This window comes from Tsukamurella ocularis (assembly GCF_024807615.1).
Classification (GTDB): Bacteria; Actinomycetota; Actinomycetes; order Mycobacteriales; family Mycobacteriaceae; genus Tsukamurella; species Tsukamurella ocularis.
The window spans coordinates 654,282-674,541 of the sequence record NZ_JANUCJ010000003.1 but is presented as its reverse complement, the minus strand read 5'-3'; the positions used below and the strand labels follow the sequence as shown (position 1 = coordinate 674,541).

Here is a 20,260-nt window from a genome sequence, read left to right as displayed (position 1 = left end):
TCAGGTAAAAGGTAAGGTCGCGGATATGACGCAACCGCCTATCCCGAGTTCACGAAAGCGCGCCCCGCGACGGTCCTCGGGTGCGGGGCAGTGGATGCTCGGTGCGGTGATCCTGCTGGCGGTCGTCGGGACCGGCATGTGGGTGTTCTCGGAAGACCGCCGCTGGGGCCTGGTCTCGCTGATCCTGCTGGTGTGGGGCCTCGTCATTGCGGCCTTCCTCATCGCGCGGTACTCGCGCGACCTGCGCGCCGCGGAGTCGAAGGAGAGCGGCCTCAAGACCGTCTACGGGCTGCAACTCGAGCGGGAGATCAGCGCGCGCCGCGAGTACGAGCTGCAGGTGGAGCACGACATCCGCGCGGAGCTCAAGGGCGAGTCCAACGAGGAGCTGACCGCGCTCAAGGCCGAGGTCCTGGCGCTGCGCGCCAATCTCGAGGAGCTGCTCGGCCGCGATCTGGGCCCGTCGTACACCGAGCTGTACGCCGCGGCGGAGCAGCGGGCCCTGGACGCCCAGCGGGCCAAGTCGGTCTTCGAGGACGACGACCGATTCCGGGCGCAGCAGGACTTCGCCGGTGTGCCAGAGCCTGCTGCCGCGGCCGTCGACGACTACTACGGTGCAGCGTCCGTCGCGGGTGAGCCGATCGACGAGGCCACGGTGACCGAGGTGCCCGCCGCCCCCGTCCCGCCCGGTCCGTCGGGTCCGACGGTGCCGTCCGGGCCGGCGAGCAACCCCGCCGCCGACCGGCCGCACGAGGAGTCGCCGACCACTGTTTTCCACGTCGTCGCGGACGAGCCGTCCGCGGCACCCGCCGCGCCCGCCACCGCGGCGACCCCGGATACGCAGCCGCCCGTCGACGTCGAGCACGTCGACCACGTCGCCGAGCCCTTCGTGCCGCTCGCGCCACAGTCCGGCTACCGCTCGCCGCTGCCGCCGCGCCCGTACACGCCGGACGCCCCGTCGAACCCGCCGACCGTATCCCCGGCGGCGCCGTACTCCCCGTTCCAGTCCGCGCCCCCGCAGGCCCCCCAGTTCGAGGACGCGCAGCAGGCGGGTCAGGCACAGGGACGGCCGTGGGCGCAGGACCAGCAGCGCACCCCGCCGCAGCAGGCGCCCGAGGACCGGCAGGAGCAGCAGGTCGAAGCGAGTCACGCCGGGCAGCACTCGTCGGGCAGTACCGTGGCGGATCTGATCGCCCGGATGAACGCCGACACGGAGCGCTCGAGCGGCGGCCGCCGGCGCAAGCCGGAGTGATGATCTAGCTCACACGTCGTTGCCCGTTCGGCCGTGCGGGCATAGCCTTTCGGTGACCGTCTGGTACCCGCGGAGCGGGACTGGAACGACCCTTGGAGGCGTACGCCCATGCCCGAGTTCTCGGACTCGCCCGATGCCGTGGACCAGTTGTCCGGCATCCCCAATCCCCCCACCCCCGCGCGACTGTCCGTGGGCGTGATCTCGGCCGGCCGCGTCGGCACCGCACTCGGCGCCGCCCTCGAACGGGCCGGCCACATCGTCACCGCCGCGTCCGCGCCGTCCGGCCGCTCCCGCACCCGCGCCGCGCAGCGCCTGCCCGAGGCCCGCGTCGACGCCCCCGCGGTCATCGCCGAGAAGGCCGAGCTGCTCATCCTGGCGGTGCCGGACACCGAGCTCCCCGCGCTGGTGGACGACCTCGCGGCGCGGATCAACCCGTCGGCGATCGTGCTGCACACCTCCGGCGCGCTCGGTGTCGGCGTGCTCGCGCCACTCGCGCGGCTCGGCTGCACCACCATCGCGTTCCATCCCGCCATGACCTTCGTCGACGACCCCGACGACACCGCCCGGCTCGCCACGTGCTGCATCGGCATCACCGCCGCCGACGAGATCGGGCACGCCGTCGGCCAGGCCATTGCGCTGGAGATCGGCGCCGAGCCCGTCCGGGTGCCGGAATCGGCCCGTCCGCTCTACCACGCGGCGCTCGCGCACGGCGCGAACCATCTGGTCGCGCTGGTCGACGATGCCGTGGTCGCGCTGCGCGCCGCCCTCGCCGGTGGGGTGGGGCTCGACGATCCCGAGATCGTCGGGGGCTCCGCCGATTCGCTCGCCGAGCGCGTCCTCGCCCCGCTCGTCCGTGCCGCCCTCGAGAACGCCCTCGCCCGCGGACCGTCCGCTCTCACGGGTCCCGCCGCCCGCGGGGACGCCGCGGCCGTGACCCGCCACCTGGCTGCGATCGACACCGTCGACCCGGCCATCGCCGACGCCTACCGCGCCCAATCCCGGCGCGCGGCGGCCCAATCCGGAACATCAGCCATGATCGATCCCGCCCTCGAGAAGGACAACCGATGAGCGCACCCACCCGTCCGTACACCCCTGGTCAGCTCACGGTGCACCACGACCCGGCGCAGCTGACCAGGGTCACCAGCGCGCTGAAGTCGACCGGCCGGCAGATCGCCTTCGTGCCCACCATGGGTGCGCTGCACGCGGGCCACTTGGAGCTGGTGCACGCCGCTAAGCTGAACGGCGCCGTCGTCGTGGTCTCGATCTTCGTGAACCCGCTGCAGTTCGGCGCGAACGAGGACCTGGACGCCTACCCGCGCACGCTCGACGCGGATGTCGAGAAGTTGCGCGCCGCCGGCGTCGAGCTGGTCTTCGCCCCGTCGGCCGCCGACATGTACCCGAACGGCCCGCGCACCACGATCCAGCCCGGCCCCGCCGGGGTGGGCCTCGAGGCCGACAGCCGCCCCACGCACTTCGCGGGCATGCTGACCGTGGTCAACAAGCTGCTCAACATCGTGCGGCCGCACACCGCCTACTTCGGCGAGAAGGACTACCAGCAGCTCGTGCTGGTGCGGCAGATGGTCACGGACCTCAACCTGGACGTCAAGATCGTCGGCGTCCCGACGGTCCGCGAGGCGGACGGCCTGGCGATGAGCTCGCGCAACGTCTACCTGTCGGAGGACGAGCGCGAGGCCGCGACGGCCCTCTCGGCGGCGCTGCTCGCCGGGGCCTACGCCGCGCAGGGCGGCGAGCCCGCCATCCTGGCGGCCGCCAACGCCGTGCTCGCCTCGCGTCCCGGGATCGAGGTCCAGTACCTGGAGCTGCGCGCCCCCGACCTGGGCGTCGCGCCGGAGAAGGGCGACGGCCGCCTGCTGGTGGCCGCCAGGCTCGGCAACACCCGGCTGCTCGACAACGTGGGCATCGCCATCGGCACCGGGTTCCTGGAGGAGGCCGAATAATGCTGCGCACCATGATGACCAGCAAGATCCACCGCGCCACCGTGACCGAGGCGAATCTGCACTACGTGGGCTCGGTCACCGTCGACGCCGATCTGCTGGACGCCGCGAACCTGCTCGAGGGCGAGCAGGTCGCCATCGTCGACGTGACCAACGGCGCCCGCCTGGAGACCTACACCATCGCCGGCGAGCGGGGGAGCGGCGTCATCGGGATCAACGGCGCCGCCGCGCATCTCGTCAACCCCGGCGACATCGTCATCCTCATCGCCTACGGCCAGCTGAACGAGGACGAGCTGAAGACCTACGCGCCCAGCGTCGTCTTCGTGGACGCCGACAACAAGCCCGTCGAGCTCACCGCTGACGCGGCCCATGTGCCGGACGGCTACGGCCTGGTCACGGGGCGCGTCTAGTGTTGCTGGCGATCGACGCCGGCAACACCTCGGTCACCGTCGGGCTGTTCGCGTCCGCCGAGGGCGAGGAACTGCTCGGCACCTGGCGGCTGCGCAGCGACCCGCGGATGACCTCGGACGAGCTCGCGCTGATCCTGCGCGGCTTCCTCACGGGCGCGGGCGTCGATCCCGCGGGGGTGACGGGCGTCTCCGTGCTGTCGACAGTGCCCGAGCTGCTGCGCTCGCTGCGCGCCGTGATGCCGCGCTACTACCCGTCGGCGGAGCACGTCATCCTCGAGCCCGGCGTGAAGACCGGCGTGCCGCTGCTCGTGGACAATCCGCGCGAGGTGGGTACCGACCGCGTCGCCAACGCCGCCGGCGCCTTCGAATTGGTCGGCCGGGCGGCCGGTACCCCGTGCGTCGTCGTCGACTTCGGCACGTCGACGCGGGTCGACGTGGTCAGCGCCAAGGGCGAGTTCCTCGGCGGCGCGATCGCCGCCGGCGTCGGGAGCGCGCTGGACGCGCTCGCCGAGCGGACCGTCGCGCTGCGCCGCGTTGAGCTCGTCGCGCCGCGGTCGGTGGTCGGCAAGAACACCGTCGAGGCGCTGCAGTCGGGCATCATCTACGGCTTCGCCGGGATGGTGGACGCGCTCGTCGGGCGCGCGCTCGAGGTGGTTCCCGGGGCCCGGGTGGTCGCGACGGGCGGTTTCGACGAGGGCATTGCCACCGAGTGCTCGACCGTGACCGACCATCGCGCCGACCTCACGCTGCAGGGTCTGCGGGCCGTATACCTGCGGGAGTGCGCCAACCGGGCGCAGCGGGACCGGCGCGCGCGGGATTCGCGCCATGCATGATTCGAACCCTTGCCGCAGGCCGCGGCGGGGTGCTACTTTCGCTGCCATGAGCCAGGTGCGCAGCTGCATGGAGTGTTGTCGGGTCCGTTAGGAACCCGGCCCCCTTCCGCTGCCCGGACGCGCTTTCCGCGCTCCGCCTCCCTCCTGGAGAATCTTCGATGCACCCCGTGCACTTCACCCCCGCCGACGGCCAGATCGTCGTCGACGTCCGCGACCAGTCCGAGCGCAATCGCGACGGCATCCTGCCCGGTGCCGTCGCCCTCGACGCCGCCGCCGTCGCGGCCCGGCTCGTCCCCGGCCTCCCCACCAGCCTCGCTGCCGCCGGCCCCGATGCTCAGTGGTTGCTCGTCAGCGGCAACGGCGCCACCGCAGCCGCGATCGCCACCCGGCTCCGGGACCGGGGCGTGCAGGCCTCGTCGGTCGACGGTGGCTTCCGGGCCCTGACCCTGGGCATCACGCCCGGCGCCGGGCGCGTGACCAAGTCCTACGAGCGGACGCTCGCCCAGTTCGCCGCCCACGAGGCCTGAACCTCCTCCGCGGGCCGCTCACGCCCGTGATGACCCGGGGCGGCGGTCTCGCCCGCAGCAAATCCGGGGTGATCGCGGCCGGGCGGTAGGATCACCACCCGTGAATGCTGCGCCCGTGACTGCACCCCTGGACGACTGGGTCTCCCGCCTCGCGGACGAGGCCGTGGCCTTCGCCGAGCGGAACGGGACACCCGTGAAAGTGGCCTCGGGGATCTCCCCGTCGGGGCCGATCCACCTGGGCAACCTCCGTGAGGTGATGGTCCCGCACCTGGTGGCCGACGAGTTGCGCCGCCGCGGCCTGCAGGTCGAGCACATCATCTCCTGGGACGACTTCGACCGTTTCCGCAAGGTTCCGAACGTCCCCGGCGTCGATTCCTCCTGGGAACAGCACATCGGTAAACCACTGACACGCGTCCCGGCGCCGCACGGCTCCGATGCGGAGAACTGGGCCGAGCATTTCCGACGCGAATTGCAGGGCGCGCTAGAGGATCTGGGCGTCGAGTACCGCGGAATCAGCCAGACAGCCATGTACACCTCTGGGGCATATACCGATCAGGTGCTGCACGCGATGGCGCAACGAGGGCGCATCGATAGCATCCTCGAACGCTATCGGACGCTCGACCGCGGAGAAACGTCAGCAGTGGACGAAAGTGCATCGGAAACGGTCACGGAATCGGAGGCTGATGCGGCGTCGGGAGCGGCGGAGGAAGCGGACGGGTCGGGTGATTCCGGTTACTATCCGTACAAGCCGTACTGCTCGGTGTGCGGTACCGATTTCACCACGGTAACGTCGTACGACGACGATTCGACCGAGCTGACTTACGTTTGCCGGTGCGGGCACACCGAAACGGTGATTCTTCGCGATCATACCGACGGCAAACTGGTGTGGAAGGTCGATTGGCCGATGCGCTGGGCCTTCGAGAAGATCACTTTCGAGCCCTCCGGCGTCGACCATCAATCCCCGGGGTCGTCGTTCGCGGTGGGCAAGGACGTGGCGCCGATCTTCGACTGGAAACGGCCGCTCGGACCGATGTACGCCTTCGTGGGCATCCGCGGCATGGCCAAGATGTCGTCGTCGAAGGGCGGAGTACCGACCGCCGCGGTCGCGCTGCGCTACCTCGAGCCGCCGCTGCTGCGCTGGCTGTATGGGCGTAAGAAGCCGAATCAGTCCTTCGACGTGGCGCTGGACGGCGACCTGCCCCGCACGTACGACGAATGGGACGCTCTGGTCCGCAAGACGGCCGGGGAGAAGGCCCAGCCCGGCGACATTGCGGCGCACGCCCGGGCGGTGTCCGTGCTGGACTCGGCATCGCGGCAGTTGCGAGAGCTGCCGCTGACGCCTCGCCCCGTGCCGTACAAGACGCTGGCCTCCGTCGTCGATATCACCACCGGTGACGACGAGCAGACCCTGCGCATCCTGGCCGCCCTCGAGCCCGACCAGCCGCTGGACGAGCTGGCCCCGCTGCGACCGCGGCTGGACCGCGCCACCGCCTGGGTGGCCGAGCAGATGCCGGCGGAGGAGCGCACCGTCGTGCGAGCCGAACCGGACGCCGAACTCCTGGCGTCCCTCACCGACGAGCAGCGGGAGGGCCTGCGGCTGCTGCTCGAGGGCTCCGGTGCCCCCGCCCCTGCCGGTCTCGGGCGACTCGAGGACGACTGGACGCTCGCCGGAATCACGCATCAGGTGTACGGCGTCGCGAAGGTGCAGCGCGGGCTGGGTGCGGATCAGATCGTCAAGGGCGATAAGGAACTCGCCGCTGCGCAGCGCGCATTCTTCGTCCTGCTCTACCGCCTGTTGGTGAGCAGCGATACCGGTCCGCGCCTGCCCACGTTGCTGCTCGCGATCGGCGTGGAACGTGTGCGCACGCTGGTGTCACTCCCGTAGTCCGAATCGGTGAATTGCGCGGAATCGGGCGCGATTCGCCGGAATGCGGCTCCTTCTCGGTCGTGATCGTTACGCTATCGCGACATATTTCCGGCGCCTCGAATCGAAACAATGTCAATAGTGTGTATACACTCGATTTGAACGACGCAATGGAGCAATTACTTCGAGAAGGGGCCAATACTATGGCGCGCAAGGTCACCGTTACGCTGGTCGACGACGTGGACGATACGCAGACCGCTGACGAGACCGTGGAATTCGGGCTGGACGGCGTCACGTACGAGATCGACCTGTCGTCCAAGAACGCCGCGAAGCTGCGCGGATCCCTGGAGGAATGGGTCGAGAACGCCCGTCGGGCCGGCGGCCGCAAGCGCGGTACGCGTGCCCTGGCCGCGCCGCGCGGCCGTACGCCGATCGACCGCTCGCAGAGCGCCGCGATCCGCGACTGGGCCCGCAAGTCCGGCCTGAAGGTCAACGACCGCGGCCGCATCAGCCAGGACGTGATCGACGCGTACAACGCGGCGAACTGACGCCCGTTCGACCTCACCCCGGCGCCCGGTGCGCCGGGGTGAGTCGTGTCCGGGGCCGTTTCGCTCACGGCGGAACGGGGATCAAAACCCGCCGGGGGCGCGTTTGACCTGGTGTATCAGGATTCGACCAGTGGGCGACGGGGCCCGCGGGCCCCGGCTGCGGGGCACTGCCGACACCACCGCTGACCGGTCCGAACTACAGTGAGAAGACGTTGATGCAGACGGCTAACTGCGGGTTCGGCCTCGGCCGCTCCCCGAAGTAACCGGGATGTGAGGAAAATGGCCATGTTCGAGAGGTTCACCGACCGCGCTCGCCGCGTCGTCGTCCTGGCGCAAGAAGAAGCCAGGATGCTCAATCACAACTACATCGGCACCGAGCACATCCTCCTGGGGCTGATCCACGAGGGTGAGGGTGTGGCGGCCAAGGCCCTCGAATCGCTGGGCATCTCCCTCGAGGGTGTGCGCAGCCAGGTCGAGGAGATCATCGGGCAGGGCCAGCAGGCCCCGTCGGGCCACATCCCCTTCACGCCGCGTGCCAAGAAGGTGCTCGAGCTGTCGCTGCGCGAGGCGCTGCAGCTCGGCCACAACTACATCGGTACTGAGCACATCCTGCTCGGCCTGATCCGCGAGGGCGAGGGCGTCGCCGCTCAGGTCCTGGTGAAGCTGGGCGCCGATCTCAACCGTGTCCGCCAGCAGGTCATCCAGCTGTTGTCGGGCTACCAGGGCAAGGAGGGCGGTGGCGGCGAGCCCGCCGGCGCCGGCGCCCGGACCTCGGGTGGTGAGGCGGGTACCCCGTCGACCTCCCTCGTGCTGGACCAGTTCGGCAGGAACCTGACCGCCGCGGCGGCGCAGGGCAAGCTGGACCCGGTCATCGGCCGGTCCAAGGAGATCGAGCGCATCATGCAGGTGCTCTCGCGGCGCACCAAGAACAACCCGGTGCTGATCGGCGAGCCCGGCGTCGGCAAGACGGCCGTCGTCGAGGGCTTGGCGCAGGCGATCGTCAACGGCAACGTGCCGGAGACGCTCAAGGACAAGCAGCTCTACACCCTGGATCTCGGGTCTCTGGTGGCCGGCTCGCGCTACCGCGGTGACTTCGAGGAGCGCCTGCGGAAGGTCCTCAAGGAGATCGACACCCGCGGCGACATCATCCTGTTCATCGACGAGCTGCACACGCTCGTCGGTGCGGGTGCCGCCGAGGGCGCGATCGACGCCGCGTCGATCCTCAAGCCGAAGCTGGCCCGCGGCGAGCTGCAGACCATCGGCGCCACCACGCTCGACGAGTACCGCAAGTACATCGAGAAGGACGCCGCCCTGGAGCGCCGCTTCCAGCCCGTCCAGGTGGGCGAGCCGAGCGTCGAGCACGCCATCGAGATCCTCAAGGGCCTGCGCGACCGGTACGAGGCGCACCACCGCATCTCCATCACGGACAGCGCGCTGGTCGCCGCCGCCACCCTGGCGGACCGGTACATCAACGACCGCTTCCTCCCGGATAAGGCGATCGACCTCATCGACGAGGCGGGCGCGCGCATGCGTATTCGCCGCATGACCGCGCCGCCGGACCTGCGCGCCTTCGACGACAAGATCGCCGACGCGCGCCGCGAGAAGGAATCGGCGATCGACGAGCAGGACTTCGAGAAGGCCGCGTCGCTGCGCGACAAGGAGAAGCAGCTCATCGGCGAGCGCGCCGAGCGCGAGAAGCAGTGGCGCGCCGGCGATCTCGACGTGGTCGCCGAGGTCGACGAGGAGCAGATCGCCGAGGTCCTGGGTAACTGGACCGGCATCCCTGTGTTCAAGCTCACGGAGGAGGAGACCACCCGTCTGCTCCGCATGGAGGACGAGCTGCACAAGCGGATCATCGGCCAGGAGGACGCCGTTAAGGCGGTCTCCAAGGCGATCCGTCGTACGCGTGCGGGCCTGAAGGATCCGAAACGCCCGTCGGGCTCGTTCATCTTCGCCGGCCCGTCCGGCGTGGGTAAGACGGAGCTGTCGAAGGCGCTCGCGAACTTCCTGTTCGGCGAGGACGACGCGCTCATCCAGATCGACATGGGCGAGTTCCACGACCGTTTCACCGCCTCACGCCTGTTCGGTGCCCCTCCCGGGTACGTGGGCTACGAGGAGGGCGGCCAGCTCACCGAGAAGGTGCGCCGCAAGCCCTTCTCGGTCGTGCTCTTCGACGAGATCGAGAAGGCGCACAGCGAGATCTACAACACGCTGCTGCAGGTGCTCGAGGATGGCCGCCTGACCGACGGTCAGGGCCGCACGGTCGACTTCAAGAACACCGTGCTGATCTTCACGTCGAACCTCGGTACGGGCGACATCTCGAAGGCGGTCGGCCTGGGCTTCACGTCGGGCGATTCCGACGGTGCCAACTACGACCGGATGAAGCAGAAGGTCAACGACGAGCTCAAGAAGCACTTCCGGCCCGAGTTCCTCAACCGCATCGACGACATCGTCGTCTTCCACCAGCTCACGCAGGACCAGATCATCGAGATGGTCGACCTCATGCTGAACCGGGTGGCGGGCGCGCTGAAGAACAAGGACATGGGCCTCGAGGTCAGCGACCAGGCCAAGTCGCTGCTGGCCAAGCGCGGCTTCGACCCGGTCCTCGGTGCCCGGCCGTTGCGCCGCACCATCCAGCGGGAGATCGAGGACGCGCTGTCCGAGAAGATCCTGTTCGGTGAGATCGCCGCGGGCCAGATCATCGAGGTCGACGTCGAGGGCTGGGACGGCGAGGGTAAGGGCGAGGACGCGAAGTTCACCTTTGCGGGCAAGCCCAAGCCCGCGATCGACCTGGAGAAGTCCGACGACGTCGTGCCGGCCCTGGTGGCCGACGCTTCGTCCGGGACGACTCCCGGCGAGACCGCGTAACGCGGCCGGCGGAGTTCCGTCGAGGAGCCGTCACCCTTCGGGGTGGCGGCTCCTCGCGTTCTCGACGGTGCCGTCGCTGAGCCGCCCGATCTCCTCGCGCAGAGCGCGGACCTCGGCGGTGAGCTCATCGACCTCCCGATCGGTGCGGCGGGCGCTGGCGTCGACGGCCTTGAGTTGGTCGACGACCCAGCTGGTCGCGGTGCCGATCACGAAGCTGATGAGGCCTATACCGACGACCATGAGCAGCAAGGCCACTAAGCGGCCCTCGGTGGTCACCGGGTAGATGTCGCCGTAGCCGACGGTGGTGACGGTGACGGCCGCCCACCACAGGGCGTCCCCGTAGCCGGTGACCTTGGTGTCCGGGGCGCCGCGCTCGGCGTCGAGGAAGGCCATGCTGCAGAGGAAGACGACCAGGACGGACGTGGTGCCCACGAAGACCGCCAGGCGCGCACGGGTGAGCCGCGATCGGTGCAGGCCGCCGAGGAGGAGCGGCGCGGCACGGAGTGCCCGGAGCGGGCGGAAGGGCGGCAGCGCGATCGCGAGCAGATCGATCGGGTGCGTCCGCACGAACCGCCAGCGGTCCGTCGACAGCCGCACCCGGATCGCGTAGTCGACGACGAAGGCCGCCCAGATGGCGATGTCGGTCCAGTCCACGAGGTGGCGCATCAGTGGACTCGGCGCCACGTCGAGGACCTGCACGGCGTAGACGGCGAGGAAGGCCAGCGCCAGGGCGATCATCAGTGGATTCGTCCGGCGCTCCCAGAGTTGCCTGCGGGTCACCGGCGAAAGGTACTCCGATCAGGTCCATCTCCGCTGGGGAACTGCGCGCGTGGCAATCCGTGCAGTATGCAATAGTGTCGCATCGGTATCTGACGTTCCAGGTGGGGGTGGCGATGCACTGGGTCGTGCGACGATGGGCGTCGCGGGTGCTGCTGGCTCTCGCATCGTTTGACCGTGCTCGCCACGATGGGGATCGTCGTCGACGAGGACGACCTCGGTGGGTCCCTGTTCCTCGTGGGCGTGGTCCTGTTCGTCGCCGCCACGGTTCTGCATTGCCGCCGGCCGTCGCGGCTGCCAACGATCGCGATCTGCTACGCGGCGGGCCTGGCGCTGGTGATGCTCGTGATCCTGTTAGCGGTAACGATCGGTCCGCACCAACCGGGTGCGGGCGGGCACTGGGGGTGGCGCGATGCTGCCATGGGGATCGGGATGTCGTGTCTCATGGCCCTTGCGACCCTGATCTGGTGTCTCGGCACGGACCCGCCTGACCGCGCGCTGCGTAGGGCGGCCATCCCGCTGATCGCGGGGATCGCCGCGAGCGTGATTCCCGTCCCATTGGTCCACGACCGGGCGGCGGCGGTCGCGATGGTCGCGGCGCTCCTCGGAGCCGTCCTGTGCGAGGTCTTTCCCGTGCCGGAGGAGTGACGCCAGTGCCTCGTCCGTCGGGCGAGGGGAGCCGCGGCGGCGTGGAGAATCCGCGGGCGTCCGGCCCCGTCGAGGTGCGACGCACGGTGGGCGCTGACCGAGGAGCAGGTGGGGGGATTCGTCCGCGCCGGACGCGCCGGTGACGCGGGCGATCGTTCTCGGCCGCCGCGGGTAAGGATCACGCCGAGCGGATCGGTGGCGCGGGGCGTCGGCCGTGCGCAGGCTCGGTGGACCCGGCCGCGGGGCGTGCCGGGCGGTGGAGTGGCGCGCCCCGCCGGAAACGGCGGGAGTAGGTTGGCAGCATGACCGAGGCCGGATTCGACCAGCGCACGTTCCGACATGTGATGGGGCAGTTCTGCACCGGCGTCACGATCATTGCGACGTCCAACGCCGAGGAGAAGCCGGTCGGCTTCGCCTGCCAGTCGTTCGCCGCGTTGTCGCTGGATCCGCCGCTGGTGCTGTTCTGCCCGATGAAGACGTCGCGGACGTGGAAGCACATCGAGGCCTCCGGGAAGTTCGCCGTCTCCGTGCTGGGGCAGGAGCAGGAGGCGGTGAGCGCCGCGTTCGGGCGGTCGGTGGACGACAAGTTCGAGGGCCTGCAGTGGACGCCCTCACCGCTCGGAAACCCGACGATCGACGGCTCGCTGACGTGGATGGACTGCACGCTGGAGAACGTGCTCGACGGGGGAGATCACCATATCGCGATCGGCCGGGTGCACCACCTCGGCGATGTCGATGACGCGAAGCCGCTGCTGTTCTACCGCGGCGCATACCTTTCCACGAACCACCCGCAGCAGCACCCCGCGGCCAGCCTCGAGTCCTTCCTCACCTGGGACTCCGGCGCCTGGCTCTAGCGCCCGTTCGCGCGATCCGGCGCGGCGGCCGGTGATCCGTCGAATTCCGGTGACTCGACATCGTCGTACTGCGGCACCCGCCGCAGGCACCAGGCACTGAGGGCACACATCCCGATCAGTAGACCGATCACGGGCCAGATACTTCCAGTCCACTTCCAGAGCAGCGTGGAAACGAGCGGTGACAGGCCGCCGAATACGGCACCGGAGAGCTGGTACGCCAGCGAGATGCTGGTGTACCGGGCGTCGGGCCTGAACATCTGTGCCAGCACGGTCGCGATCGGGCCGTAGGTGGCTGTCATCGCCAGTCTCATGAGAATGATGAACACGAAGATCAGGAAGGTCGAGCCCCAACCGAACACGAGGAACTGGGGAGCGGCGAGGAGCGCCACCCCGGCCAGACCCGCCATCACCACCCTGATCCGACCCACCTTGTCCGCGAGCCAGCCGGCACCCAGCGTCACCGCCAACTCGACGAATGCCGCCACGGAGAGCGCGGTGAGCACCGTGTGCTCCGCGACCCCTACCGATGGATCGGTCGCGTACGCGGTGGCGAAGGTGGTGGTGAGGTAGTAGCCACCGATCGCGACGGGGAGCACGCAGGCGCCGAGCAGGATGGTGCGCCAGTTGGTACGTAGCGCGATCATCAACGGGGCGTGTGAGGCCGATGCCGCGGAGTCGGCCTGGACTGCGATCTCGGCGAACACGGGAGACTCCTCGACCCGCATACGGACGACGAAGCCCACGACGATCAGTAGGGCGGAGAAGAAGAATGGGATACGCCATCCCCAGCTCTCGACGAACTCATTGCCGTTGAGAGTCAGTAGTGCGAACAGTCCGGTGGCCAGTAGTGCGCCGGCGGGATTGCCCGCTTGTGCGAAGGCTCCGTAGAAGGTGCGTTTATCGGCGGGGGCGTGCTCGACTGCCATGAGGACGGCACCACCCCACTCTCCGCCCACCGCGATGCCTTGGATGAAACGTAGGAGCACCAGCAGCACGGGCGCCCAAGTGCCGATGGAACTGAATCCGGGGAGACAGCCCACGAGGAAGGTCGCCGTACCCATCATGGTCAGGGTGATGACGAGAGCGGACTTGCGACCCATCCGATCTCCGATGTGGCCGAACACGATTCCGCCAAGAGGTCGGGCGAAGAATCCGACTGCGAAGGTGGCGAAAGAGGCGGCGACGGCAGTGAGGCGGTCGGCCTCCGGGAAGAAGACCTTGTCGAAGACGAGGCTCGCCGCCGTCGCGTAGACGTAGAAGTCGTACCACTCGATGGTGGTTCCGACGAATGCGGCGGTGCCCGCCCTTCTGGCGCGGGCGACGTCAGGTGCAGCCATGGGAATTCCGTTCGTTTCGGGGAGGGTCATCGGTGTTCGGGGAGTCCGTCGAGCCACGTGGCGGTGACGTCGATGGACGAGATGTCTTCGGGTGCAACGGACAGGGGATCGGATGAGAGTAGTACGAGGTCGGCCCGCTTGCCGGCGATGATCGATCCGAGTTCGGTCTCGCGGCCCAATACCTCGGCGCCGCCGAGCGTGTGCGCGCGGAGGGCGGTCTCGGCGTCGATGAGCAGTTTGTCGCCTCCGAGTCGATGGCCTCGGCGTGTCCGGCGCGTCACTGCCGTCTGAATCGCTTCCAACGGATTCGGTTCGGCGACGGGAGCATCGGAGCTGAGGGTGACCGGGACGCCGGCAGCGACGAACTCGCCGAGCGGGTTGAACCGCTCGCCCGGAGTTCCGATCGCGTCCGTCACACCTTCGCCCCAATTGAGGTAGTGCTGCGTCTGATTCACCGGGCGAATTCCCCACCGCGCCATCGCGGCGATCTGATCGGGAGTCGGGAGTCCACAGTGCTCGATTCGGTGCCTCGCGTCCGGACGCGGCGCCGACGTCTGGGCGGCGCGAATGGCGTCGATCACCATGCCGATGGCCGTGGGTGACTGGGCGTGGGTGGCGGTCTGCAGTCCGACGGCGTGTGCTCGGGCGATGAGCGCCGCGTACTCCTCGGGCTCGTGATAGAGCTGCCCCGTGCGGCACGGATCGCCGACATAGCCGTCGGGGAAGTACGCGGTCCAGCCGCCGAGAGTGCCGTCGGCGTACAACTTGATGCCCGCGAACGACAGCATGGCGTTGCCGAACGCGCCATGCAGCCCCATGTCGATGGCGTCGTCCAACAGATGCGACAGGAGATACATCGAGATTCGGGTCCGGAGCCGTCCCTCCTCGGCGAGCCGAAGGTACATGTCGAACTCGCGACGGCTGACCTGTGCGTCGCCGATGGTGGTGACGCCGGCGGCTCGGAACCGGTCCTGCGCTACGCCCAGCTGGCGAACGTGCTCCTCCGCGGCGTCCTCCAGATGAAAGTTGGGGCCGTGGTGCCCGACTTTCACTCCGTGCACGCCGGTGAGGATGTCGCAGGCGGCGTCGGACAGCTCGCCGGTGAGGTCGCCGTTCGCGTCGCGGAAGAAGTGGCCTCCCGGAGGGTCGGCTGCGTCCCGGGTGATACCCGCGCGTTCGAGCGTGAACGTGTTCACCACTCCGCCGTGCCCGCTGGCGTTCATCACGTACACCTCGCGATCCGTGGCCACGGCATCGAGCTCGGTACGGTGCGGATGCCGGCCCTCGACGAGATTTCGATGCTCGTAGCCGTACCCGCGGATCGGCTGCTGCGCCGGAACATCGTTGGCAGCGCGGCGGAGGAGTGCGACGATGCCAGGGATATCGGCGGCGTGCTCCGGGCCGCAGTCGACCCAGCTGAGCATCTGGCCGAACATCAGGGGATGCGCGTGGGGGTCGACGAAGCCGGGGAGGAGGACCCCGTCGAGTCGCACCTCCTCGACTCTGGATCGCCCTAGCTCGCCGGCGCGATGCCGGCACTCATCGACGGTGCCGACGGCAGCGATCCGGGGGCCCACCACGAGGATCGCGTCCGCGGTCGGGACCGCCCTATCGAGGGTACGGACCGAATCGGGCCGGAGCAGGAGGACCCGCTCGTCGAGTGGTGATTGTTCGAGGTGGTTCAAGGTGCGCATGGCTCTCGATCTCTCGGTCGTGGTGTAGAGGGACCGTAGGACATGACCTGGATCACATCAACCATTCAATGTGCAAACAGTGTTCTCGTTCGATCGATATGGGCGAGATTCCGCTCATATGCGGTGAGTTCGGGGCCTGAGGTGCGATATTGACAGTCGAACTGTGGGTAATCGATCGCTAACGAATTCACGGAGTGAAAGGGCCTCGGTGACGATGAATCTCGACGACGCGTTGATCGAGCATCTCCGGGGATCGCCCCGGGCCTCCATCGCGGAACTCGCCGCCGCCACGTATCACCCGCGCCGAGCGGTGCGCTCGCGGCTCGATGCGCTCGTGCACGACGGAGTCCTGCGTGTGGTCGCCGCGGTTCATCCGGACCACCTCGGAGTGACTGCGTACGCGCACCTCGCCGTCGTGGTCCACGGTGCCGTGGGCCCGGCGGCGCGGTCCATCGCGGAGGTGCCCGGCGTCGCGTTCGTCTCGGTGACGAGCGGGGAGCACCAGGTGGTCGCGGAGCTGCGCCTGCCGGACCAGGCGCAGCTAGCGGATGCCGCGGCCGCGATCCGTCGGGTGCGAGGAGTGCGGGTGGTAGACGCTCTCGGCTATCTGGAGGTGCTACGTGGGACGTTCATGACCGGACGCCCGCTGGCGCCCGATCGCAGGGTGGACGCGCTCGATGAGGAGTTGATGACCCTGTTGCAGGACGACGGCCGGATGTCCTTCCGGGCGCTCGCGGATGCCACCGGGCTTTCGCCGAGTGCGGCACGGGCTCGGGTGCTCTCGCTCATCGGTGACGAGGTGGTGCGGATCGCTCCGGTGCTCAATCGGCAACTGCAAACCGCCGAGATCGCCGCGGGTATCGGGATCAACGTGAGCGGTGCGGGCGATACCGTCGTCGATCACCTGCTCGGACTGGTGGGCGTCGATTTCGCGGCGCGAACCCTGGGGCGCTTCGATCTGGTGGCGACCGTGCTCGCGACGTCCGGCGGCGAACTGGCACGCAAACTCGATCGGATCCGCGAGCTGGACGAGGTGACGCGACTCGTGAGCTGGGTGCACCTGGATCTGATCAAGGAACGGTACGACGTTCCGCTGCGACGCGAGCGATCGGTGTAGGCGGACGGGCAGAGCCTTCCGCTCAGGCAGGACGGCGCTACTGGGCGGCCTTGCCGGCGACGTCGAGGACGACCTCGAATTCGAGCAGGTCGGCGCCCGAGGCGACGGGCTTGCGGCCCTCCCCACCATCGGGGCTGCGCTCGCCGGCGTGGGCCTGTCGGGCGGGCCCGTCGCGCCAGGCGGCGAAATCCTCCTCGGACTCCCACTGCGTGACGACGAAGTACCGGTCCTCGCCCTTCACCGGACGCAGCAGTTGGAAGCCTAGGAAGCCGGGCGAATTCTCGACCGCGTGCGCGCGCTGGGCGAACCGCTTCTCGAGCTCGGGGCCCGCGCCCTCGGGGATGTGGATGGCGTTGATCTTCACTACCGACATGACCCGACGATACCGCCGCCCGACCCGGTAGGTTGGGCCGCGTGGATGAGTGTGTGGGCCTGAGAGATTGGGGTGGCCGCGAGGGTGCTGGACCGATCGTGCTGCTGCACGGCCTGATGGGGCGCGGCCGCACCTGGCGCAGGCAGATCCCGTGGCTGCGGCGCTACGGCCGCGTCTTCACCTTCGACGCCGAGTTCCACCGCGGCCCCGGCTTTCCCGTGCCGCCGGACGACATCAGTACCGAACGCTTCGTCGCCGACGTCGCCGAGATCCTCACCTGCCTCGACCAGGGCCCGGCGACGCTGATCGGTCACTCCATGGGCGGCCTCCACGCCTGGTGCACCGCCGCCGAGTATCCCGAGCTCGTGCGGGCCCTCGTCATCGAGGACATGTCGCCCGAGTTCACCGGGCAGTCCACCGACACCTGGGCGCCGTGGTTCGCCAGCTGGCCCGAGCGCTTCGCCTCGCAGGCCGAGTGCGAGGCGCTGTTCGGGCCGGTCGCCGGGCGCTACTTCTACGAGGCCTTCGACGACGGCGCGCTGCACGGCGAACTCGACGTCTTCCGCGCCATCGCCGACCACTGGGGCCCGCGCGATCACTGGCCGCAGTGGCGGGCCGTGCAGGCGCCCACCCTGCTCGTCGAGGCCGAGTTCACCGTCGTGCCGCCCGGGGTGGGCGAGCGCATGGTCCGCTCCTACGCGGGTCCCGACCTGCGGTACCTCAAGGTCGACGGTGCCGGCCACCTCGTCCACGACGACGCTCCAGGCGTGTACCGCGGCGCCGTCGAGGCGTTCCTCTCCGGACTGGACTGACCGGTGCCCGAGGGCGACACCGTCCACAACCTGGCCGCGCGGCTGCGGCCGGTGCTCGCGGGGAAGGTTCTCACCGCCTGCGACATCCGCGTGCCGCGGTACGCCACCGTCGACCTGACGGGTCGCACCGTCGACGCCGTCGCCGCGCGCGGCAAGCACCTCCTGATCGTCGCCGGGAACGCCGTGATCCACAGTCACCTGAAGATGGAGGGCGAGTGGCACGTGTACCGCCCCGGCGAGCGCTGGCGCCGCCCCGCGCACACCGCCCGCGCGGTGCTCGCCGTCGGCGGGGCGCAGGTGGTCGGCTTCTCCCTCGGGACGCTCGAGATCCTCACGACTGCCGAGGCCGACGGTGCCCTCGCCCACCTCGGGCCCGATCCGCTGGGCCCCGACTGGGACGCCGGCCGCGCCGCGACGAACCTCGCGGCCCAGCCGGAGCGCCCCGTCGGACTGGCGTTGCTGGACCAGCGGAACTTGGCAGGGGTGGGCAACGTCTACCGGAACGAGCTCTGCTTCCTGCGTGGCGCGCACCCGGCGACGCCGGTCGGGGAGTGCGGCGATCCACTCGCCTGGGCCGACGGTGCCGCACGGCTGCTGCGGGCCAACCTCGGGCGCACGCGCCGGGTGACGACGGGCGTCGACCGGAACGGCATGCGCGCCTTCGTCTACGACCGCGCGCGGCGCCCCTGCCTGCGCTGTGGGACGGCGATCGTCGCGGGCTCCCTCGGCGGTCCGGGCGCGGCGGAACGGGCGATCTGGTGGTGCTCGAGATGCCAGCCCCAACGCTCTAACTAACTAGTTGGTTGACAGTTGGTGAGATCGGCCCTACTCTTTCAACTAACCAGTTAGTTGAATCGAAGGAGTACGGGATGTACCAGGTCAGCGATCAGTCGGGAAAGACCTTCGTGGTCACCGGATCGAACAGCGGAACCGGCAAGGAGGCGGCGAAGCGGCTTGCAGCGGCGCGCGCGACCGTGATCATGGCGGTTCGCACGCCGGAGAAGGGGGAGGCCGCGCGGCGGGAGATCCTCGCGCAGGTGCCCGGCGCCGACCTCGCGGTCCGGCGCCTCGACCTCGCGGACCTGGCGTCCGTGCGGGCCTTCGCCGACGGCATCGTCGCCGACGGTGTCGCGGTCGACGTCCTCGTCAACAACGCGGGCGTGATGACCCCGCCCGAGCGCTTCGAGACCGCCGACGGCTTCGAGCTGCAGTTCGGCTCGAACTTCCTCGGGCCGTTCGCGCTCACCAACCTTCTGCTGCCCGTGCTGCTCCACTCCGCGGCGCCTCGGGTCACGACGATGAGCTCCGGCGTCGCCAACTTCGGCCGCATCGACTTCGACGATCCGCAGTCGCAACGCAAGTACTCCCCGACCCGCGCCTACGGCCAGTCGAAGCTCGCCGATCTGCTCATGGCGAACCATCTCGCCGCCGAGAGCGAGCGCCGCGGCTGGGGCCTGCTCAGCAACGCCGCGCACCCCGGCTACACCCAGACCAACCTGCAGACCGCGGGCGCGAGCCTCGGTGCGGGCAGTGAGCGCGAGTCCGTGGTCACCCGCTTCGCCGGCCGTTTCCTGCCCTCGCAGCAGGCCGAGCAGGGCGCTGAGCCGCTGCTGCTCGCCGCGAGCGACCCGCAGGCCCGTAACGGCGAGTACTACGGCCCCCAAGGGCGATTCGGCCTCGTCGGCGCGCCGGGCGTGACCAAGAAGAACGCACGGATGCGGGACGCCGACGTCGCCGCGAAGCTGTGGAAGTACGCTGCCGAGGTGACCGGAACCGACCTGCCGCGCGATGCCGCCCGCGCCTAAGCAACAGCGGCCGTCCTCGATCAAAGGGCAGCGCGACGCAGCAGCGACCCGTGCCCGGCTACTCGACGCCGCGACCGTCGAGTTCGCCGAGCACGGGCTCGCCGGCGCCCGCGTCGACCGGATCGCCGCGGCCGCCGAGGCCAACAAGCAGCTGATCTACGCCTACTTCGGCAACAAGCGGCAGCTCTTCGACGCCGTCATCGAGGGCCGCGTCGCGGAGCTGCTGGAGACGGTGCCCTTCACGGCCGAGGACCTTCCGGGCTACGCGGTGCGGCTGCGCACCTTCAATCGCAGCCACCCCGAGCTGATGCGGCTCGTGCTCTGGCACACGCTGGAGTGCCCGGGGGAACTGCTGGAGCTGGAGTTCACGTCGGACTCGAATGCGAAGAAGGTCGCCGCTCTCCAGGCGGCGCAGGATGCGGGCGCTGTCACCGCGGCGACGCCCGCGCCGACGCTGCTCCTCGAGGTGCTGGCGCTCGTCCACGGCGACATCCTCACCGGGGGGAGCGAGGCCGTGGAGGCTGCACTGAACGACGACGCCCTCGCCGCCGCGGTGCGGCGGCTCACCGCGCCGTAGGCCCGGTCGCGG

General features: G+C 69.5%; 20 protein-coding genes. 16 read left to right on the top strand and 4 right to left on the bottom strand.

Features of this window, described 5'->3' with window-relative positions; genetic code table 11:
* Positions 1 to 25: 25 nt before the first annotated feature.
* From HNP44_RS14805 to HNP44_RS14765, 9 genes are all read left to right on the top strand, one after another.
* Positions 26 to 1,249 carry a DUF6779 domain-containing protein gene (locus HNP44_RS14805; RefSeq protein ID WP_259141774.1) on the top strand — a complete coding sequence of 408 codons (1,224 nt, stop codon included), beginning with the start codon at positions 26 to 28 and terminating at the stop codon, positions 1,247 to 1,249.
* 108 nt (positions 1,250 to 1,357) lie between these two features.
* Complete coding sequence (locus tag HNP44_RS14800; protein WP_259172140.1) at positions 1,358 to 2,317, top strand: Rossmann-like and DUF2520 domain-containing protein; 960 nt, start codon at positions 1,358 to 1,360, stop codon at positions 2,315 to 2,317.
* Positions 2,314 to 3,207, top strand: a complete 894-nt coding sequence (gene panC, locus HNP44_RS14795) for a pantoate--beta-alanine ligase (protein ID WP_259141772.1) — start codon at positions 2,314 to 2,316, stop codon at positions 3,205 to 3,207. Before HNP44_RS14800 ends, panC begins: the two co-directional genes overlap by 4 nt.
* Entirely contained in the window at positions 3,207 to 3,614 is a 408-nt protein-coding gene (panD, locus tag HNP44_RS14790; RefSeq protein ID WP_259141771.1) for an aspartate 1-decarboxylase, read from the top strand. Before panC ends, panD begins: the two co-directional genes overlap by 1 nt.
* Entirely contained in the window at positions 3,614 to 4,447 is an 834-nt protein-coding gene (locus tag HNP44_RS14785) for a type III pantothenate kinase (protein WP_259141770.1), read from the top strand. The genes panD and HNP44_RS14785 overlap by 1 nt, the downstream gene beginning before the upstream one ends.
* 158 nt (positions 4,448 to 4,605) lie before the next feature.
* A complete protein-coding gene (locus HNP44_RS14780; RefSeq protein WP_259141769.1) occupies positions 4,606 to 4,974 on the top strand; it encodes a rhodanese-like domain-containing protein in 369 nt (122 codons plus the stop codon).
* Between the two features lie 100 nt (positions 4,975 to 5,074).
* Positions 5,075 to 6,859 (top strand): lysine--tRNA ligase, encoded by a 1,785-nt coding sequence (gene lysS, locus HNP44_RS14775; RefSeq protein ID WP_259141768.1) that lies wholly within the window; start codon positions 5,075 to 5,077, stop codon positions 6,857 to 6,859.
* A 182-nt stretch (positions 6,860 to 7,041) separates the two neighbouring features.
* Positions 7,042 to 7,386 (top strand): histone-like nucleoid-structuring protein Lsr2, encoded by a 345-nt coding sequence (locus HNP44_RS14770; protein ID WP_224645969.1) that lies wholly within the window; start codon positions 7,042 to 7,044, stop codon positions 7,384 to 7,386.
* Positions 7,387 to 7,671: 285 nt separating this feature from the next.
* On the top strand, positions 7,672 to 10,254 hold the full coding sequence (locus HNP44_RS14765; protein ID WP_259141767.1) for an ATP-dependent Clp protease ATP-binding subunit: 2,583 nt from the start codon (positions 7,672 to 7,674) through the stop codon (positions 10,252 to 10,254).
* A gap of 30 nt (positions 10,255 to 10,284) precedes the next feature.
* Here the strand turns inward: HNP44_RS14765 and HNP44_RS14760 are convergent, their stop codons facing one another.
* Positions 10,285 to 11,034, bottom strand: coding sequence for a potassium channel family protein (locus HNP44_RS14760; protein ID WP_259141766.1), 750 nt, complete (start codon positions 11,032 to 11,034; stop codon positions 10,285 to 10,287).
* 174 nt (positions 11,035 to 11,208) lie between these two features.
* Between HNP44_RS14760 and HNP44_RS14755 the strand changes: the two genes are divergently transcribed.
* Positions 11,209 to 11,679 (top strand): hypothetical protein, encoded by a 471-nt coding sequence (locus tag HNP44_RS14755; protein WP_259141765.1) that lies wholly within the window; start codon positions 11,209 to 11,211, stop codon positions 11,677 to 11,679.
* A 302-nt stretch (positions 11,680 to 11,981) separates the two neighbouring features.
* Positions 11,982 to 12,533, top strand: a complete 552-nt coding sequence (gene hsaB / locus HNP44_RS14750; RefSeq protein WP_259141764.1) for a 3-hydroxy-9,10-secoandrosta-1,3,5(10)-triene-9,17-dione monooxygenase reductase subunit — start codon at positions 11,982 to 11,984, stop codon at positions 12,531 to 12,533.
* Here the strand turns inward: hsaB and HNP44_RS14745 are convergent.
* Together HNP44_RS14745 and HNP44_RS14740 are read right to left on the bottom strand one after the other, a co-directional pair.
* Positions 12,530 to 13,870 (bottom strand): MFS transporter, encoded by a 1,341-nt coding sequence (locus HNP44_RS14745; protein ID WP_259141763.1) that lies wholly within the window; start codon positions 13,868 to 13,870, stop codon positions 12,530 to 12,532. The two genes, hsaB and HNP44_RS14745, sit on opposite strands and share 4 nt — an antisense overlap.
* Before the next feature lie 26 nt (positions 13,871 to 13,896).
* The gene (locus tag HNP44_RS14740) at positions 13,897 to 15,564 is read right to left on the bottom strand and encodes an amidohydrolase (RefSeq protein ID WP_259141762.1); all 1,668 of its coding nucleotides are present in this window, start codon (positions 15,562 to 15,564) and stop codon (positions 13,897 to 13,899) included.
* 214 nt (positions 15,565 to 15,778) lie between these two features.
* Here HNP44_RS14740 and HNP44_RS14735 point away from each other — a divergent pair, with 214 nt between their 5' ends.
* Entirely contained in the window at positions 15,779 to 16,681 is a 903-nt protein-coding gene (locus tag HNP44_RS14735; protein ID WP_259142238.1) for an Lrp/AsnC family transcriptional regulator, read from the top strand.
* 37 nt (positions 16,682 to 16,718) lie between these two features.
* Here HNP44_RS14735 and HNP44_RS14730 read toward each other — a convergent pair whose 3' ends face one another.
* On the bottom strand, positions 16,719 to 17,054 hold the full coding sequence (locus HNP44_RS14730) for an antibiotic biosynthesis monooxygenase family protein (RefSeq protein ID WP_259141761.1): 336 nt from the start codon (positions 17,052 to 17,054) through the stop codon (positions 16,719 to 16,721).
* Positions 17,055 to 17,107: 53 nt separating this feature from the next.
* Between HNP44_RS14730 and HNP44_RS14725 the strand changes: the two genes are divergently transcribed.
* The 4 genes from HNP44_RS14725 (at position 17,108) to HNP44_RS20835 (ending at position 20,248) form a co-directional block, all read left to right on the top strand.
* Positions 17,108 to 17,866 (top strand): alpha/beta fold hydrolase, encoded by a 759-nt coding sequence (locus tag HNP44_RS14725; protein ID WP_259141760.1) that lies wholly within the window; start codon positions 17,108 to 17,110, stop codon positions 17,864 to 17,866.
* 3 nt (positions 17,867 to 17,869) lie between these two features.
* Complete coding sequence (locus HNP44_RS14720) at positions 17,870 to 18,661, top strand: Fpg/Nei family DNA glycosylase (RefSeq protein ID WP_259141759.1); 792 nt, start codon at positions 17,870 to 17,872, stop codon at positions 18,659 to 18,661.
* Between the two features lie 74 nt (positions 18,662 to 18,735).
* Positions 18,736 to 19,671, top strand: a complete 936-nt coding sequence (locus HNP44_RS14715) for an SDR family oxidoreductase (RefSeq protein ID WP_259141758.1) — start codon at positions 18,736 to 18,738, stop codon at positions 19,669 to 19,671.
* A complete protein-coding gene (locus HNP44_RS20835; protein ID WP_310437686.1) occupies positions 19,655 to 20,248 on the top strand; it encodes a TetR/AcrR family transcriptional regulator in 594 nt (197 codons plus the stop codon). Before HNP44_RS14715 ends, HNP44_RS20835 begins: the two co-directional genes overlap by 17 nt.
* Positions 20,249 to 20,260: the final 12 nt, after the last annotated feature.

Bases quoted from the DNA above. Each gene is read 5' to 3' on its own strand.
- panD (WP_259141771.1), top strand. From the start codon at position 3,207: ATGCTGCGCACCATGATGACCAGCAAGATCCACCGCGCCACCGTGACC.
- hsaB (WP_259141764.1), top strand. From the start codon at position 11,982: ATGACCGAGGCCGGATTCGACCAGCGCACGTTCCGACATGTGATGGGG.
- HNP44_RS14715 (WP_259141758.1), top strand. From the start codon at position 18,736: ATGTACCAGGTCAGCGATCAGTCGGGAAAGACCTTCGTGGTCACCGGA.
- HNP44_RS14735 (WP_259142238.1), top strand. From the start codon at position 15,779: ATGAATCTCGACGACGCGTTGATCGAGCATCTCCGGGGATCGCCCCGG.
- HNP44_RS14780 (WP_259141769.1), top strand. From the start codon at position 4,606: ATGCACCCCGTGCACTTCACCCCCGCCGACGGCCAGATCGTCGTCGAC.
- HNP44_RS14800 (WP_259172140.1), top strand. From the start codon at position 1,358: ATGCCCGAGTTCTCGGACTCGCCCGATGCCGTGGACCAGTTGTCCGGC.
- HNP44_RS14805 (WP_259141774.1), top strand. From the start codon at position 26: ATGACGCAACCGCCTATCCCGAGTTCACGAAAGCGCGCCCCGCGACGG.
- HNP44_RS14740 (WP_259141762.1), bottom strand. From the start codon at position 15,564: ATGCGCACCTTGAACCACCTCGAACAATCACCACTCGACGAGCGGGTC.
- HNP44_RS14765 (WP_259141767.1), top strand. From the start codon at position 7,672: ATGTTCGAGAGGTTCACCGACCGCGCTCGCCGCGTCGTCGTCCTGGCG.
- HNP44_RS14745 (WP_259141763.1), bottom strand. From the start codon at position 13,870: ATGGCTGCACCTGACGTCGCCCGCGCCAGAAGGGCGGGCACCGCCGCA.
- HNP44_RS14730 (WP_259141761.1), bottom strand. From the start codon at position 17,054: ATGTCGGTAGTGAAGATCAACGCCATCCACATCCCCGAGGGCGCGGGC.
- HNP44_RS14770 (WP_224645969.1), top strand. From the start codon at position 7,042: ATGGCGCGCAAGGTCACCGTTACGCTGGTCGACGACGTGGACGATACG.
- panC (WP_259141772.1), top strand. From the start codon at position 2,314: ATGAGCGCACCCACCCGTCCGTACACCCCTGGTCAGCTCACGGTGCAC.
- HNP44_RS20835 (WP_310437686.1), top strand. From the start codon at position 19,655: ATGCCGCCCGCGCCTAAGCAACAGCGGCCGTCCTCGATCAAAGGGCAG.